The sequence below is a fragment of the Pseudomonas sp. B6002 genome (assembly GCF_013385985.1).
GTDB lineage: Bacteria > Pseudomonadota > Gammaproteobacteria > Pseudomonadales > Pseudomonadaceae > Aquipseudomonas.
Map to the genome: position 1 here is coordinate 1 of NZ_JACAOY010000024.1, position 17,500 is coordinate 17,500.

A 17,500-nucleotide genomic window follows, 5' to 3' on the forward strand; every position below is an offset into this window, starting at 1 on the left:
GAGCTGGCTTGCCAGCGATTGGCCGCCAGCGTCAACAAAACCTTTGGATCCAGCCCCAAAAAATACCGCCAATTCGCCTCTGAGCCCCTCTCGTCCCCCTCAAGCCTGTCATCCGTCAACTAACTATGCTCCATGCGCATCAGGGGGATAGGTGCGTGGCGGCGATTGTGATAACATCCGGCGGTTTCCAGGGTTGCCCCGAGGGGCTGCCTATAACGTGCAGATCCGTGTCATAACTCGTTGATTTGTCGTAAGTCGTTGTCAGGCACTTGCCGGCAGCGGCGAGCTTCGTTCGTCCCATATGGATGTGACGAGGTTTCACCCGAAAAAGGAATCAGGCTTCTCATGGGCGAACTGGCCAAAGAAATCCTCCCGGTCAATATCGAAGACGAGCTGAAACAGTCCTACCTCGACTACGCAATGAGCGTAATTGTCGGTCGGGCACTGCCTGATGCGCGCGATGGCTTGAAGCCCGTGCACCGGCGTGTGCTGTTCGCGATGAGCGAGCTGGGTAACGACTGGAACAAGCCGTACAAGAAATCTGCCCGTGTTGTCGGTGACGTGATCGGTAAGTATCACCCTCACGGCGACACTGCGGTGTACGACACCATCGTTCGGATGGCCCAGCCGTTTTCCCTGCGCTACCTGCTGGTAGACGGCCAGGGTAACTTCGGTTCGGTCGACGGCGACAACGCCGCGGCCATGCGATACACCGAAGTGCGCATGACCAAGCTGGCGCACGAGCTGCTGGCCGACCTGCACAAAGAAACCGTGGACTGGGTGCCGAACTACGACGGCACCGAAATGATCCCGGCCGTCATGCCGACCAAGATTCCCAACCTGCTGGTCAACGGCTCCAGCGGTATCGCCGTGGGCATGGCCACCAACATCCCGCCACACAACCTCGGTGAAGTCATCGACGGTTGCCTGGCTCTCATCGACAACCCTGAGCTGACCGTCGATGAGCTGATGCAATACATCCCCGGTCCGGACTTCCCGACCGCCGCGATCATCAACGGTCGTGCCGGCATCATCGAAGCCTACCGCACCGGTCGCGGTCGCATTTACATGCGCGCCCGCTCGATCATCGAAGACATCGACAAGGTCGGTGGCCGCCAGCAGATCGTCATCACCGAACTCCCTTACCAGCTGAACAAGGCGCGCCTGATCGAGAAGATCGCCGAGCTGGTTAAAGAGAAGAAGCTCGAAGGCATCACCGAACTGCGCGACGAGTCTGACAAAGACGGTATGCGCGTGGTGATCGAGCTGCGTCGTGGCGAAGTGCCTGAGGTGATCCTCAACAACCTCTACGCCCAGACCCAGCTGCAAAGCGTGTTTGGTATCAACGTGGTTGCCCTGATCGACGGTCGCCCGCGCATCCTGAACCTCAAGGATCTGCTCGAGGCCTTCGTGCGTCACCGTCGCGAAGTGGTCACCCGCCGTACCGTGTTCGAACTGCGCAAGGCCCGCGAACGCGGCCATATCCTGGAAGGCCAGGCAGTTGCGCTGTCGAACATCGACCCGGTGATCGCGCTGATCAAGGCCTCGCCAACGCCGTCGGAAGCCAAGGAAGCGCTGATCAGCACGCCTTGGGAATCCAGTGCCGTGGTGGCCATGGTTGAACGTGCCGGCGCTGATTCGTGCCGTCCAGAGACCCTGGACCCGCAATACGGCCTGCGTGAAGGCAAGTACTTCCTGTCGCCAGAGCAGGCCCAGGCCATCCTGGAACTGCGCCTGCACCGCCTGACCGGCCTGGAGCACGAGAAGCTGCTGGCCGAGTATCAGGAGATCCTCAACCAGATCGGCGAGTTGATCCGCATCCTCAGCAGCGCCGTGCGGCTGATGGAAGTGATCCGCGAAGAACTGGAAGTGATCCGTGCCGAATACGGCGACGTGCGCCGTACCGAAATCCTCGATGCGCGCCTCGACCTGACCCTGGGTGACATGATCCCGGAAGAAGAGCGTGTGGTGACCATCTCCCACGGTGGCTACGCCAAGACCCAGCCGCTGGCTGCGTACCAGGCCCAGCGTCGTGGTGGTAAAGGCAAGTCGGCTACCGGCGTCAAGGATGAGGACTACATCGCTCACCTGCTGGTCGCCAACAGCCACACCACGCTGCTGCTGTTCTCCAGCAAGGGCAAGGTGTACTGGCTGAAAACCTACGAAATCCCGGAAGCCTCCCGTGCCGCCCGTGGTCGCCCACTGGTCAACCTGCTGCCGCTGGACAGTGATGAGTACATCACCACCATGCTGCCGGTCGAGGAATACACCGAAGGTCACTTCATCTTCATGGCCACCGCCAAAGGCACCGTGAAGAAGACCCCGCTGGAATCCTTCAGCCGTCAACGCAGCGTGGGCCTGATCGCCCTGGAGCTGGACGAAGGCGACGTGTTGATCTCGGCTGCCATCACCGATGGCGAGCGTGAGGTCATGCTGTTCTCCGACGGTGGCAAGGTGACGCGCTTCAAGGAATCCGACGTTCGCGCCATGGGCCGTACTGCCCGCGGTGTGCGCGGCATGCGTCTGCCAGAAGGGCAGAAGCTGATTTCGATGCTGATTCCGGAAGAAGGCAGCCAGATCCTCACCGCTTCGGCGCGTGGGTATGGTAAGCGCACTGCCATCAGCGAGTTCCCGGAGTACAAGCGTGGCGGCCAGGGCGTCATCGCCATGGTCAGCAACGATCGCAACGGCCGTTTGGTCGGCGCGGTCCAGGTGCTCGATGGCGAGGAGATCATGCTGATTTCCGACCAGGGCACCCTGGTACGTACCCGTGTGGCCGAAGTGTCGAGCCTGGGCCGTAACACCCAGGGCGTGACGCTGATCAAGCTGGCCAGCGACGAGACGCTGGTAGGTCTGGAGCGTGTCCAGGAGCCATCGGAAGTCGAAGGCGATGAGCTGGAAGGCGAAGAAGGTGCGGTATTCGATGGCGAGGTGATCGCAGCAGGCGATGATAACGTCGACGAGCCAACCCTCGATGCTGCCGCAGACGAAGAAGAACCGCAGGAATAAGCGGACACACAGGGGGCGGATGAAGATTCGCCCCCTTGTTGTTTGTCCCCTTTGAAACATGTGGGAGCTGGCTTGCCTGCGATGGCATCACCGCGGTATCACTGAAATACCGAGGTGCCTGCATCGCAGGCAAGCCAGCTCCCACAACGGTCCGCTCCAATAAGAGCGTGTTGCCGAACATGATTGCAGCCCCACCAGATCAGAGTGAGATTGGATGTGAGCAAGAGAGCCTATAACTTCTGTGCCGGTCCCGCGGCGCTTCCTGAAGCAGTCCTGCAGCGTGCGCAGGGTGAACTCCTCGACTGGCATGGAAAAGGCCTCTCCGTGATGGAAATGAGCCATCGCAGCGATGAGTTTGTATCAATCGCCACCAAGGCTGAGCAGGATCTGCGCGACTTGCTGGACATCCCATCAAACTACAAAGTGCTGTTCCTGCAAGGCGGCGCCAGCCAGCAGTTCGCCCAGATCCCGCTGAACCTGCTGCCGGAAGACGGCACTGCCGACTACATCGACACCGGTATCTGGGGTCAGAAGGCCATTGAAGAGGCCTCCCGCTACGGCAACGTCAACGTGGCGGGCACTGCCAAGCCTTACGATTACTTCGCGATTCCAGGTCAGAACGAGTGGAAGTTGTCGAAGGATGCGGCCTACGTGCACTACGTCGCCAACGAAACCATCGGCGGCCTGGAGTTCGACTGGGTGCCGGAAGTCGGCGACGTTCCGTTGGTGTGCGACATGTCTTCGGACATTCTCTCGCGCCCGATCGACGTGTCGAAGTACGGCATGATCTACGCTGGCGCGCAGAAGAACATTGGCCCGAGCGGTATCCTGGTCAATATCATCCGTGAAGACCTGCTGGGTCGCGCGCGTTCGCTGTGCCCGACCATGCTCAACTACAAGGTCGCAGCTGATAACGGCTCGATGTACAACACTCCGCCGGCCTTCGCCTGGTACCTGTCCGGCCTGGTGTTCGAGTGGCTGAAAGAGCAGGGTGGTGTCGCCGCCATGGGCAAGCTGAACGAAGAGAAGAAGCGCGTCCTGTACGACTTCATCGACGCCAGCGGCCTGTACAGTAACCCGATCAACCTGACTGACCGCTCGTGGATGAACGTGCCGTTCCGTCTGGCTGACGACCGCCTCGACAAGCCGTTCCTGGTCGGTGCCGATGCGCGTGGTCTGTTGAACCTCAAGGGTCACCGTTCGGTCGGTGGCATGCGCGCCTCCATCTACAACGCCGTCGACATCCACGCGATCAATGCGCTGGTTGCCTACATGGCAGAGTTCGAAAAGGAACACGGCTAATGTCTGAGCAAGAACTCAAGGCTCTGCGCGTACGCATTGATAGCCTGGACGAGAAAGTCCTGGAGCTGATCAGTGAGCGCGCGCGGTGTGCCCAGGAAGTGGCGCGGGTCAAGATGGCGTCCCTGGCGGAAGGCGAAGTGCCGGTGTTCTACCGTCCCGAGCGTGAAGCCCAGGTGCTCAAGCGTGTGATGGAGCGCAACAAAGGCCCGCTGGGCAACGAAGAGATGGCGCGGTTGTTCCGCGAGATCATGTCCTCGTGCCTGGCCCTGGAGCAGCCGCTGAAAGTGGCTTACCTCGGCCCGGAAGGCACCTTCACCCAAGCCGCCGCGATGAAGCATTTCGGTCACGCCGTGATCAGCAAGCCGATGGCGGCGATTGACGAAGTGTTCCGTGAAGTCGCAGCCGGTGCGGTGAACTTTGGCGTGGTGCCGGTGGAGAACTCCACCGAAGGCGCGGTGAACCACACCCTCGACAGCTTCCTTGAGCACGACATGGTGATCTGCGGTGAGGTTGAGCTGCGTATTCACCACCACCTGCTGGTGGGCGAGAACACCAAGACCGACAGCATCAGTCGTATCTACTCCCACGCCCAGTCCCTGGCCCAGTGCCGCAAGTGGCTGGATGCGCATTACCCGAATGTCGAGCGCGTGGCAGTGTCCAGCAACGCCGAGGCAGCCAAGCGGGTCAAGGGTGAGTGGAATTCGGCGGCGATCGCCGGTGATATGGCGGCGGGCCTGTATGGCCTGACGCGCCTGGCCGAAAAGATCGAGGATCGCCCGGACAACTCCACGCGCTTCCTGATGATCGGCAGTCAGGAAGTGCCACCGACTGGCGATGACAAGACCTCCATCATTGTCTCCATGAGCAACAAGCCCGGCGCGCTGCATGAGCTGCTGGTGCCGTTCCACGATAACGGGATTGACCTGACGCGCATCGAGACTCGCCCTTCGCGCAGCGGTAAATGGACTTACGTGTTCTTTATCGACTTCATCGGCCATCACCGCGACCCACTGGTCAAGGGTGTGCTGGAGAAAATCAGTCAGGAAGCCGTGGCACTCAAGGTGCTGGGCTCTTACCCGAAAGCGGTTTTGTGAGGCTTTAACATGAGTGGCAACTTCCTCGCCCTGGCTCAGCCGGGCGTGCAACAGCTGTCGCCTTACGTCCCGGGCAAGCCTGTGGACGAATTGGCGCGTGAGTTGAATCTGGACCCGGCGAATATCGTCAAGCTGGCCAGTAACGAAAACCCGCTGGGCCCGAGCCCAAAAGTGTTGGCCGCTATCCGTGAAGAGCTGGCCGAACTGACCCGTTACCCGGATGGCAATGGCTTTGCGCTCAAGACCCTGTTGGCTGAAAAGTGCCGGGTCGAGCTGAACCAGGTCACCCTGGGCAATGGCTCCAACGACATCCTTGAGCTGGTCGGCCGTGCTTACCTGGCGCCGGGCTTGAATGCGGTGTTCAGCGAGCACGCGTTTGCGGTCTATCCGATCGTGACCCAGGCCGTGGGGGCCGACGCAAAGGTAGTTCCAGCCAAAGAGTGGGGGCATGACCTGCCGGCCATGCTGGCGGCGATCGATGCGCAAACCCGTGTGGTGTTCATCGCCAACCCGAACAACCCGACCGGCACCTGGTTCGATGCCCAGGCGTTGGACGACTTCCTGCAGGACGTACCTGAGCAGGTGCTGGTGGTGCTGGACGAGGCCTACATCGAATACGCCGAAGGCAGCGACCTGCCGGACGGCCTGGACTTCCTGGCGGCCTACCCGAACCTGCTGGTGTCGCGCACGTTTTCCAAGGCATACGGCCTGGCGTCGCTGCGGGTGGGCTACGGCCTGTCCACGGCGGTGGTTGCCGATGTGCTGAACCGCGTACGCCAGCCGTTCAACGTCAACAGCCTCGCCCTGGCGGCGGCCTGTGCGGCGGTGAAGGATGCCGAGTACTTGGAAGAAGGTCGCCGTATCAACGAAACCGGCATGCTGCAGTTGCAGGACGGCTTCCGTGAGTTGGGCCTGGGCTGGATTCCATCCAAGGGCAACTTCATCTGTGTTGACCTCGGCCAAGTGGCGGCTCCGGTATTCCAGGGCTTGCTGCGTGAAGGTGTGATCGTGCGTCCGACCGCTAACTACGGCATGCCGAATCACCTGCGTATCACCATCGGTCTGCCGGCAGAAAACGCCCGCTTCCTGGAGGCGTTGGCCAAGGTTCTGGCTCGTGGTTGATGTCACTGCATTGCAACCTGCTGTGCCTATGATCGGTCGCCTGGTGGTGGTCGGCCTGGGATTGATCGGCGGCTCCTTCGCCAAGGGCCTGCGTGAAAGCGGCCTGTGCCGCGAAGTGGTCGGTGTGGACCTGGACCCGCAATCGCGCAAGCTGGCGGTTGAGTTGGGGGTGGTGGATCGCTGTGAGGCAGACCTGGCGCTCGCGTGCCAGGGCGCTGATGTGATCCAGCTCGCCGTGCCGATCCTGGCCATGGAGAAGTTGCTGGCGTTGTTGGCTGGCATGGATCTCGGCCAGGCGATCTTCACGGATGTCGGGAGTGCCAAGGGCAATGTGGTGCGCGCCGCGCAACTGGCCTTTGGCGGCATGCCGGCGCGTTTCGTGCCGGGGCATCCGATTGCAGGCTCCGAGCAGAGCGGTGTGGAGGCGTCGAATGCGCAGCTGTTTCGCCGCCATAAAGTGATCCTGACACCGCTGGAGCAGACCGATCCGGCTGCGCTCGCGGTGGTGGATCGCCTGTGGCGCGAGTTGGGCGCGGATGTGGAGCACATGCAGGTCGAGCGTCACGACGAAGTGCTGGCGGCGACCAGTCATCTGCCGCACTTGCTGGCGTTTGGCTTGGTGGACTCGTTGGCCAAGCGCAACGAAAACCTGGAGATTTTCCGTTACGCCGCCGGTGGCTTCCGCGATTTTACGCGCATTGCCGGCAGCGATCCGGTGATGTGGCATGACATCTTCCTTGCTAACCGTGAGGCGGTGTTGCGTACCTTGGACACCTTCCGCAGTGATCTCGACGCCTTGCGCGACGCGGTTGATGCCGGGGATGGCCACCAATTATTGGGCGTGTTCACCCGTGCGCGGGTGGCGCGTGAGCATTTCAGCAAGATCCTGGCGCGCCGGGCCTACATGGAAACCGCAGTGAACGCCGATGAATTGACCTTTCTCGCCGAACCGGGTGGCCGCTTGAGCGGGCGCATCCGGGTGCCGGGCGACAAGTCGATCTCCCATCGGTCGATCATGCTGGGGTCGCTGGCTGAGGGTGTGACCGAGGTCGAAGGTTTCCTGGAGGGTGAAGATGCCCTGGCGACCTTGCAGGCGTTTCGCGACATGGGCGTGGTGATTGAAGGGCCACACCATGGGCGCGTGACTATTCATGGCGTGGGCTTGCATGGGCTGAAGGCGGCGCCGGGGCCGATTTATCTCGGTAACTCCGGTACGTCCATGCGTCTGCTGTCCGGCTTGTTGGCAGCGCAGCGCTTCGACAGCGTGCTGACCGGTGATGCTTCCTTGTCCAAGCGCCCGATGAGTCGCGTGGCCAAGCCATTGCGGGAAATGGGCGCGGTGATCGAAACCGGGCCGGAAGGGCGCCCGCCGCTGACCATTCGGGGCGGTCAGGTGTTGAAGGGCCTGAATTATGTGTTGCCGATGGCCAGTGCGCAGGTCAAATCCTGCGTGTTGCTGGCGGGGCTGTACGCTGAGGGCAAGACTTCAGTGACGGAGCCGGCGCCGACCCGTGACCATACCGAGCGTATGTTGCGTGGCTTTGGTTATCCGGTGGCGGTGGATGGCGCTACTGCGTCCGTAGAGTCCGGCCACGCGCTGACCGCTACCCATATTGAAGTGCCAGGGGATATTTCTTCCTCGGCGTTTTTCCTGGTGGCGGCTTCGATTGCCGAGGGCTCCGAGCTGTTGCTGGAGCATGTCGGCATCAACCCGACGCGTACCGGGGTGATCGACATCCTGCGGTTGATGGGGGCGGATATCACCTTGGAAAACCCGCGCGAAGTGGGCGGTGAGCCGGTGGCTGATCTGCGTGTGCGTGCCGCGGCGTTGAAGGGGATCGAGATTCCCGAAGCGTTGGTGCCGCTGGCGATCGATGAATTCCCGGTGCTGTTTGTGGCGGCGGCCTGTGCCGAAGGGCGTACCGTGCTGCGCGGTGCCGAGGAGTTGCGCGTCAAGGAGTCCGATCGCATCCAGGTGATGGCCGACGGTCTGCTGGCGCTGGGGGTCAAGTGTGAACCGACCTCTGATGGGATTATCATTGACGGTGGCCTGATGGGCGGTGGTGAAGTCCATGCCCATGGCGATCACCGGATTGCCATGGCGTTCAGCGTGGCTTCCCTGCGGGCGGCGGCGCCGATTCGTATCCGTGACTGCGCCAATGTTGCTACGTCTTTTCCGAACTTTCTTACACTGTGTGCCCACGTCGGCATCCGTGTTGCCCAAGAGGCTCAATTGTGAATATCAAAGCACCGGTGATTACCATCGACGGGCCAAGCGGCTCGGGCAAAGGCACGATCGCCGGCATCCTGGCCAAGCGCCTGGGCTGGTGCCTGCTGGATTCTGGCGCGCTCTATCGCCTGCTGGCGTTTGCTGCGCGCAACCATGGCGTCGACCTGACCAACGAAGAATCCCTGAAGCTGCTGGCGGCGCACCTTGATGTGCAGTTCGTCGGCGCGACGGAAGGTCATCCGCAACGCATCATCCTGGAAGGGGATGACGTGACCGATGACCTGCGTAACGAACAAGTCGGCTCCTGGGCTTCCCAGGTTGCCGCGCTGCCGGCCGTGCGCGATGCGCTGCTGCAGCGTCAGCGGGCTTTTCAGGAGCCGCCGGGCCTGGTGGCTGATGGGCGTGATATGGGAACCGTGGTGTTCCCGGACGCGCCGCTGAAGATTTTCCTGACCGCCAGCGCCGAGGAGCGGGCTCGCCGCCGCTACTTGCAGTTGAAGGGCAAAGTCGATGGTGTTAGTCTGTCGAGTCTGCTAGATGAGATCCGTGCACGCGATGAGCGTGATACCCAGCGCGCAGTAGCCCCGCTCAAGCCGGCGGCTGATGCCATACAGCTGGATTCTACGGAGCTGTCCATCGAGCAGGTGCTGGAACGCATCTTGAGCGAAATCGCCATTCGCGATATCGCCGGGTGATCAAGAAGGCCGCAGGGGACCAGTCATAGTCCTGCGGTGGCTTCTTTTAACTGAAACTGACCCACACCGTCTGGGGTGTGGAGATGGGCGTATTCTTCGCCCTTATCAACAGGAATTAAAATGAGCGAAAGCTTTGCGGAACTCTTTGAAGAAAGCCTAAAAACCCTGAACCTTCAGGCAGGCTCCATCATCACCGGTGTTATCGTTGATATCGATTACCAAGCTCGCTGGGTAACCGTTCACGCTGGTCTGAAGTCTGAAGCTCTGATCCCGCTGGAACAGTTCTACAACGATGCTGGTGACCTGACTATCAATGTCGGTGACGAAGTTCACGTTGCTCTGGACTCGGTTGAAGACGGTTTCGGTGAAACCAAGCTGTCCCGTGAAAAAGCCAAGCGCGCTGAATGCTGGATTGTTCTCGAAGCAGCCTTCGCAGCTGAAGAAGTGGTCAAGGGCGTTATCAACGGTAAGGTTAAAGGCGGCTTCACTGTCGACGTTAACGGCATCCGTGCGTTCCTGCCAGGTTCTTTGGTCGACGTTCGTCCTGTGCGCGACACCACGCACCTGGAAGGCAAAGAACTCGAATTCAAGGTCATCAAACTCGACCAGAAGCGCAACAACGTTGTCGTTTCCCGTCGCAGCGTCCTGGAAGCAGAGAACTCCGCCGAGCGTGAAGCTCTGCTGGAATCCCTGCAGGAAGGCCAACAAGTCAAAGGTATCGTCAAAAACCTCACCGACTACGGCGCATTCGTCGATCTGGGTGGCGTGGATGGCCTGCTGCACATTACCGACATGGCTTGGAAGCGTATCAAGCATCCTTCCGAAATCGTCAACGTTGGCGACGAGATCGATGTCAAGGTTCTGAAATACGATCGCGAGCGCAACCGTGTTTCCCTCGGCCTGAAGCAACTGGGTGAAGATCCATGGGTTGCTATCAAAGCCCGTTACCCAGAAAGCACTCGCGTAACTGCGCGTGTTACCAACCTGACTGACTACGGCTGCTTCGCTGAGCTGGAAGAAGGCGTTGAAGGTCTGGTACACGTTTCCGAAATGGACTGGACCAACAAGAACATCCACCCTTCGAAAGTCGTACAAGTCGGCGACGAAGTGGAAGTTATGGTTCTGGACATCGACGAAGAGCGTCGTCGTATCTCCCTGGGCATCAAGCAGTGCAAATCTAACCCATGGGAAGATTTCTCTGGCCAGTTCAACAAGGGCGATAAAATCTCCGGCACCATCAAGTCGATCACCGATTTCGGTATCTTCATTGGTCTGGACGGCGGCATCGACGGCCTGGTTCACCTGTCCGACATCTCCTGGAACGAAGTGGGCGAAGAAGCTGTTCGTCGCTTCAAGAAGGGCGACGAGCTGGACACCGTTATCCTGTCGGTTGACCCAGAGCGCGAGCGCATCTCCCTGGGTATCAAGCAACTGGAAAGCGATCCGTTCTCCGAGTACGTTCAAGAGAACGACAAAGGCGCAATCGTTAAGGGCACTGTGAAAGAAGTTGACGCTAAAGGCGCCATCATCACTCTGGCCGACGATATCGAAGCGACTCTGAAAGCCTCCGAAATCAGCCGTGACCGCGTTGAAGACGCGCGCAACGTTCTGAAAGAAGGCCAGGAAGTAGAAGCCAAGATCATCAGCGTTGATCGTAAGAGCCGCGTAATCCAGCTCTCCATCAAGTCGAAAGACGAAGTGGAAGAGAAAGAAGCTATCCAGAGCCTGAAATCGGCTCCGGAAGCTGCACAAGGCGAGACCACCATGGCCTCCCTGCTGCGCGAAGCAATGGCTAAGCAGAACTAAGTTCTGTAAAGCTGTAAAAAGGGCGACTTCGGTCGCCCTTTTTTGTGCCTAAAATTTGTTGAATCACCGCCCGAGAACCTTGAGCTATCGAGCGGGGTCAGATCTAACTATAGTCTTTGAAGAAATCGCTCTTGTGTCGCTGATTCAATAAGGATCTGAATGAATAGGCTTATAGTTGTATTCGCCATGATGTTGCTTGCAGGGTGCTCCGCTACCAGTGCCAAGACTCACGCCAGGCACGGTGTCAGTGGCATTGAGATCGACTGCTCGGGTCTCGGTTCCAATTGGGACAAGTGCGAGAAGCGCGCTGCCCGTGAGTGTAAGCAGCAGGGCTACAAGGTCATCACCAGGTCCAGTGATGCCAAGGACGATGAGGGTGATTACCTGTTTGGCTGGAATCCTGCGGGTGCGGTGACCCGGACGATGCTGGTGATGTGTAATTGAGTATGGAAGGCGCGTTTTATCGGTATGAATTGATCGTGCAGATAAGTTGGCGTGTGGGCTGTTCAAATTCATCAAGTCATGCTAAAACCTTCGAAGCGCTTTTCCTAGCTGCTTGAAAAAGAAGGGAAAAATATGACGAAGTCGGAGTTGATCGAACGAATTGTCACCCATCAAGGGCTGCTTTCATCCAAGGATGTTGAGCTGGCTATCAAGACCATGCTTGAGCAAATGTCCCAGTGCCTTGCGACTGGCGATCGGATTGAGATCCGTGGGTTTGGGAGTTTCTCGCTGCACTATCGCGCGCCACGTGTTGGGCGCAATCCCAAGACTGGGCAGTCGGTGAGTCTGGATGGGAAGTTTGTGCCTCATTTCAAGCCTGGGAAGGAATTGCGTGACCGGGTGAACGAAGACGAAGAAGAAGGCGTCTGAGTTTGTTTGGAACGGGAGAAGGTTATGCTTAGAGCCAGGCGCGTTTTTTATGTGGTGGCTGCTTTGTTCGTCGCTCTTTTTGTATTGGTTTTTGTGCTGGAAAACCAGCAGCGCGCTTCGTTGGCGTTTTTTGGCTGGTCGACAGCCGAATTTCCTGTTTCGGTGTTTGTGGCGTTTGCATTAATTCTTGGAATGCTTGTTGGGCCAGTGCTTACCCTGCTGGTGGGGCGCAGGAAGCCTCGTCCAAGAGGGTAGCCTGATCGGTATGTTCTGGCCTTGCTTGTAGGCTGAGCAATTATGGGTGTCCCGACACAGCCAGTGTATTTTCCCAGTCAAGGCCGATTCTGTCCTGATGTGTCAGTTAAAGCGTGTTGCTGCACCTTATTTATCTGTGTTCGCTTTTGACATTGAGAATGCAGCGCTTAAAATGGACACCATTTTAAAATCCATCACCTTTAACTGCACCACACAACGCTGATTTCAGGCCGTAGGCTAGCAAACTCTGACGATCTCCTTGAGTATCTTTTGCCGTTATGTAATTTCTACGGCGAGTAGATTGATTGGTTTGCAGGTTTTGAGGTGCTGGTCGGCTGCAAGCCTGTTGTGCAGTTCGCGTTGCTTTAGGAATCATTATGTTTAGCGGAAAAACACTTCTTATCACCGGTGGCACTGGCTCATTCGGCAACGCGGTACTAAAACGCTTCCTCGACAGCGACATCGCTGAAATCCGCATCTTCAGCCGCGACGAGAAGAAGCAGGATGACATGCGCAAGCGTTACGCTAACGCCAAGCTAAAGTTCTACATTGGTGATGTGCGTGATTATCAGAGCGTACTCAACGCCACCCGGGGTGTGGATTACATTTTTCACGCCGCGGCGCTCAAACAGGTTCCATCCTGCGAATTTCACCCGATGGAAGCGGTTAAAACGAACGTTATCGGTACCGAAAACGTTCTTGAGGCGGCAATCCAGAACGCAGTCAAACGTGTGGTGTGCTTGAGCACCGACAAGGCTGTTTACCCTATCAATGCCATGGGTATTTCCAAGGCAATGATGGAAAAGGTGATGGTGGCCAAGTCCCGCAATGTGGATGATAAAAAAACGGTCATCTGCGGCACCCGCTATGGCAACGTTATGGCTTCGCGTGGCTCAGTAATCCCGCTGTTTATCGAGCAAATTCGGGCAGGGCAGGCGCTGACTCTAACCGATCCGAACATGAGCCGGTTCATGATGACGCTCGCGGATGCTGTCGATCTGGTGTTGTATGCATTTGAGAACGGTCGCAATGGTGACCTGTTCGTTCAGAAGGCTCCAGCGGCGACGGTTGAGACACTAGCCAAAGCCTTGACTGCCATGGTTGGCAAACCGGAACATCCAATTCAAGTGATCGGCACGCGTCACGGCGAGAAGCTTTTTGAAGCGCTATTGAGTCGTGAGGAAATGGCTTGTGCTGAAGACAAGGGTGATTACTACCGTGTTCCACCTGATCTGCGCGACCTGAACTACTCAAAGTTTGTGGAGCAAGGTGAAGAGAAAATCTCCCGTACGGAAGACTACAACTCTCACAATACTGAGCGGTTGGATGTAGCCGGCATGCAGCGCCTCTTGCTCAAACTTGAGTTCATGCAGGCGATTCAGCGTGGCGAGCACGCTACACCCGAGGAGTGAGTGATGAAGGTATTGATCACCGGCGCCAATGGCTTTGTCGGTAAGAACCTGATCGCACACCTGAGAGAGCGTAAGGACGTAGAGATTGTCCCTTTTACTCGGGAAAACAGTATCGCGGAGTTGGCTCCATGTGTGGCTGCCTGTGATTTTGTATTTCACCTGGCCGGGGTCAATCGGCCACAATCCCCCGATGAATTCAAAGTAGGAAATACCGACCTGACGCTTGCACTTTGCCAGGCGATCAAGGCGACTGGTAAGCCCATTCCTGTGCTTTACACGTCGTCGACTCAGGCTGATCGGGATAACCCTTACGGTGTCAGCAAATTGGCAGCCGAACAGGCATTGCATGACCTGCATGACGTCCATGGTTCCAGAGTAGAAGTTTTGCGCTTGCCTAACGTTTTCGGTAAGTGGGCGCGACCCGATTACAACTCAGCTGTGGCAACCTTTTGCCACAACATTACCCGTGACTTGCCCATTCAAGTCAATGATCGAGCCGCTTCGATCAACTTGGTCTACATCGATGATGTCATTGATTGTTTTATCAAGGTGATGGACGCTGGGTCGTTCACCGACTCGGATGCTCAAGTGCAACCGGTCTACAGCATTACTGTAGGCGAGTTGGCGGATCAGTTATATGCATTCCGCGACAGTCGTGGCACGTTGATCAGTGAGCCTGTTGGCACGGGCCTCGTGCGTGCACTCTATTCGACTTATGTGAGTTACTTGCCGGTCGAACAGTTCACCTATGAGGTGCAAAAGCACGGCGATCCCCGTGGTGTTTTTGTCGAGATGCTGAAGACCAAGGACAGTGGCCAGTTTTCTTACTTCACTGCTCATCCTGGCATTACACGTGGCGGGCATTACCATCACAGTAAAACCGAGAAGTTCCTGGTAATCAAAGGCAAAGCCTGCTTCCGCTTTCGCCACATCGTGTCTGGCGAGTTCTACGAGTTGCACACAGATGGAGAGCGCCCGCAGGTTGTGGAAACAGTGCCGGGGTGGACGCACGATATTACCAACGTTGGTGATGACGAAATGGTCGTCATGTTGTGGGCCAATGAAATCTTTGATCGCGAGCGGCCGGATACTTTTGCACTGCCGGTAGGCACTCAGGCCTGATCTACGAGGCGTGTGGTGCGGCAATCTTGATTGGTGATTCCGATGTTAATGATTCTGGAAAGAGTATTTAGATGAACAAGCTGAAAGTTGTCACGGTTGTGGGCACCCGTCCGGAAATCATTCGCCTGTCGCGTGTAATGGCCAAGTTGGACGAGCACTGTGAACATATCCTGGTGCACACCGGGCAGAACTACGACTACGAGCTGAACGAGATTTTTTTCCAGGATCTCGGTATTCGTAAACCGGACCACTTTCTAAATGCGGCGGGCTCCAGTGGTGCGCAGACCATTGGTAATGTGATTATTGCTGTCGACCGCGTTCTGGAGGAAACAAAGCCGGAGGCCCTATTGGTGCTCGGTGACACCAATAGCTGTATGGCGGTTATTCCAGCGAAGCGTCGCAAGATTCCTACTTTCCACATGGAAGCCGGCAATCGCTGTTTCGATATGCGTGTTCCAGAAGAAATCAATCGACGCATTGTTGATCATACAGCAGACATTAATCTTACCTATAGCAGTATCGCCCGCGATTATTTGTTGCGTGAAGGCTTGTCGCCGGACATGGTGATTAAAACCGGTAGCCCAATGTTTGAAGTGCTCAACTTCTATCGTAAAGGTATTGAGGCTTCCGATGTGCTGGAGCGGCTTGGGCTAGAGGCAGGCAAGTTTTTTGTCGTGAGTGCCCATCGTGAGGAAAATATCGATTCCGATAAGAACTTTCTTAAATTGGTCGACGTGCTTAATACCGTTGCCACTCACTACGACTACCCCGTTATTGTGAGTACGCATCCACGTACCCAAAAGCGTGTAGATGCCATGGGTGTGGTCTTCCACAAGAATGTGCAACTGCTAAAGCCGCTTGGTTTCAAGGATTACAACAAGCTGCAACTGACGTCCAAGGCTGCACTTTCGGACAGCGGTACCATCAATGAAGAGTCTTCGATCCTTAATTTCCCGGCACTGAACATGCGTGAAGCTCATGAGCGTCCAGAGGGGATGGAAGAAGCTGCCGTGATGATGGTTGGCCTGGAAACTAACCGTGTCATGCAAGGTTTGCAGTTGCTGGAAAGCCAGGCCAGTGGTCAAGAGCGCACACTGCGCCTTGTTGCTGACTACAGCATGCCGAATGTCTCCGAAAAGGTTGTGAGGATCATCCACAGCTACCGCGACTACGTCATGCGTACTGTATGGAAGCAATACTGATTGGATAGGCTCAGCCAGGAACGCCCGCTCAAGGTTTTAGTGGTCACCCAGTATTTTTGGCCCGAAAACATGCGCATCAACAACATGGTCGAAGGTTTTGTCGCCAAAGGTCATGAGGTTACGGTGCTCACGGGGCAGCCCAACTACCCGGAAGGGAAGGTCTATGCCGAATATCTGCGTGATCCTGCACAATTTTCTTGTTATCAGGGCGCGCGCATTATACGAGTGCCGATGTTGGCCCGTGGCAAGCGCAGCATTACGCTTGCCTTGAATTACCTCTCGTTTTTTACCAGTGCGTCGATCTTCGGGTGTTACAGGTTACGGGGCCAGTCCTTCGATGCAATCTTCGTGTATGGCGTGTCGCCTATCATGGCGGCGATTCCTGCTCTGGTGCTTGGGCGTCTGAAAAGCGTGCCGGTCTACGTCTGGGTCCTGGACTTGTGGCCGGAAACCCTGAATGCCGTAGGCGTTATCAAAAAACCCAAGTTGCTTGGCCTGGTAGGGAAAATGGTCTCCTGGATCTACAACCGTACCGATTATCTGTTGTTGCAGTCGCGGTCTTTTGACGAAGATGTCAGGAAGTACTGCACCCGCCCGATTTCACCGGACCGGTTGGTGTACTTCCCCAGTTGGGCCGAGGATGACTTTTCTGGCGATCTGCAGTTGCCTTCTGATTTGTTGGCCCGCGATGACTCCACCTTCACGATTCTCTTCGCAGGGAACATCGGCGAAGCCCAGGATTTTCCGGCCATTATGACGGCTGTCAAGGCGATTAACTCAGAAGTGCCGGTGCGCTGGGTAATTGTAGGGAATGGTCGGGCTAGCGACTGGTTGAGTCAGCATGTCGCTGAACATCAGTTGGATAACGTTATATTGCTGGGACGGCATCCGCTGGAAAAAATGCCTGCGCTTTTTGCCACGGCAGATGCGCTGTTGGTGTCGCTGAAGACAAATGAAGTTTTCGAAAAAACCATACCGGGCAAAGTTCAGGCGTACCTCGCATCAGGGAAGCCTGTTATCGCCATGATCGATGGTGAGGCTGCCCGTGTTGTGGGTGAAGCCGGCGCGGGTATGGCTTGTGCTTCGGGTGATGCCGCGGGGTTGGCTGAAATCGTACGCACCATGAGTGCGTTGCCCGCAGAAGAACTCCAGGCAATGGGGCTGGCTGGAAGACGTTATTACTTCGAACACTTTTCAAAAACGACGTTGTTTGAGCGTCTTGAGTCGCTCTTCAGAAAAGGGACCTTAAGACGAAATGACAAATGACGGGCGCATTGTCGTGGAGCCGCGTGGTCAGTGTAAGGACTCCATTGCTTTCGACGTTCAGTGTGTCTGCAAGGTGGGTGCTGGCGTCTGACTAATTGCCTGCGCGGGACCC

Annotated in this window: 14 protein-coding genes; all 14 read left to right on the forward strand. The window is 57.1% G+C overall.

Going from position 1 to position 17,500, the window contains the following annotated elements; translation table 11 throughout:
• The first annotated feature begins 345 nt into the window (after positions 1-345).
• The 14 genes from gyrA to HX792_RS24910 all read left to right on the forward strand — a co-directional run bounded on the left by gyrA (position 346) and on the right by HX792_RS24910 (position 17,388).
• The gene (gyrA, locus tag HX792_RS24845) at positions 346-3,009 is read left to right on the forward strand and encodes a DNA gyrase subunit A (protein ID WP_176998560.1); all 2,664 of its coding nucleotides are present in this window, start codon (positions 346-348) and stop codon (positions 3,007-3,009) included.
• A 216-nt stretch (positions 3,010-3,225) separates the two neighbouring features.
• Positions 3,226-4,311: a 3-phosphoserine/phosphohydroxythreonine transaminase gene (gene serC, locus HX792_RS24850; protein ID WP_176998561.1), complete on the forward strand. Its 1,086-nt coding sequence runs from the start codon at positions 3,226-3,228 to the stop codon at positions 4,309-4,311.
• A complete protein-coding gene (gene pheA, locus HX792_RS24855) occupies positions 4,311-5,405 on the forward strand; it encodes a prephenate dehydratase (protein ID WP_003172650.1) in 1,095 nt (364 codons plus the stop codon). Before serC ends, pheA begins: the two co-directional genes overlap by 1 nt.
• Positions 5,406-5,414: 9 nt before the next feature.
• Complete coding sequence (gene hisC / locus HX792_RS24860) at positions 5,415-6,527, forward strand: histidinol-phosphate transaminase (protein ID WP_176998562.1); 1,113 nt, start codon at positions 5,415-5,417, stop codon at positions 6,525-6,527.
• A gap of 28 nt (positions 6,528-6,555) precedes the next feature.
• Positions 6,556-8,766: a bifunctional prephenate dehydrogenase/3-phosphoshikimate 1-carboxyvinyltransferase gene (locus HX792_RS24865; protein ID WP_256349901.1), complete on the forward strand. Its 2,211-nt coding sequence runs from the start codon at positions 6,556-6,558 to the stop codon at positions 8,764-8,766.
• Positions 8,763-9,452 (forward strand): (d)CMP kinase, encoded by a 690-nt coding sequence (cmk, locus tag HX792_RS24870; protein ID WP_016971485.1) that lies wholly within the window; start codon positions 8,763-8,765, stop codon positions 9,450-9,452. The genes HX792_RS24865 and cmk overlap by 4 nt, the downstream gene beginning before the upstream one ends.
• Before the next feature lie 120 nt (positions 9,453-9,572).
• Positions 9,573-11,258 carry a 30S ribosomal protein S1 gene (gene rpsA, locus HX792_RS24875; RefSeq protein ID WP_176998564.1) on the forward strand — a complete coding sequence of 562 codons (1,686 nt, stop codon included), beginning with the start codon at positions 9,573-9,575 and terminating at the stop codon, positions 11,256-11,258.
• A gap of 159 nt (positions 11,259-11,417) precedes the next feature.
• Positions 11,418-11,702: a hypothetical protein gene (locus tag HX792_RS24880; protein ID WP_176998565.1), complete on the forward strand. Its 285-nt coding sequence runs from the start codon at positions 11,418-11,420 to the stop codon at positions 11,700-11,702.
• Positions 11,703-11,834: 132 nt separating this feature from the next.
• Positions 11,835-12,131, forward strand: coding sequence for an integration host factor subunit beta (ihfB, locus tag HX792_RS24885; protein ID WP_003218804.1), 297 nt, complete (start codon positions 11,835-11,837; stop codon positions 12,129-12,131).
• A gap of 24 nt (positions 12,132-12,155) precedes the next feature.
• Entirely contained in the window at positions 12,156-12,386 is a 231-nt protein-coding gene (locus tag HX792_RS24890) for a lipopolysaccharide assembly protein LapA domain-containing protein (protein ID WP_176998566.1), read from the forward strand.
• A 377-nt stretch (positions 12,387-12,763) separates the two neighbouring features.
• Complete coding sequence (locus HX792_RS24895; RefSeq protein WP_176998567.1) at positions 12,764-13,798, forward strand: polysaccharide biosynthesis protein; 1,035 nt, start codon at positions 12,764-12,766, stop codon at positions 13,796-13,798.
• A gap of 3 nt (positions 13,799-13,801) precedes the next feature.
• Entirely contained in the window at positions 13,802-14,920 is a 1,119-nt protein-coding gene (locus HX792_RS24900; RefSeq protein ID WP_176998568.1) for a capsular polysaccharide biosynthesis protein CapF, read from the forward strand.
• A gap of 71 nt (positions 14,921-14,991) precedes the next feature.
• Entirely contained in the window at positions 14,992-16,122 is a 1,131-nt protein-coding gene (gene wecB, locus HX792_RS24905) for a non-hydrolyzing UDP-N-acetylglucosamine 2-epimerase (protein WP_176998569.1), read from the forward strand.
• Positions 16,123-17,388, forward strand: coding sequence for a glycosyltransferase family 4 protein (locus tag HX792_RS24910; RefSeq protein WP_256349900.1), 1,266 nt, complete (start codon positions 16,123-16,125; stop codon positions 17,386-17,388).
• Positions 17,389-17,500: the final 112 nt, after the last annotated feature.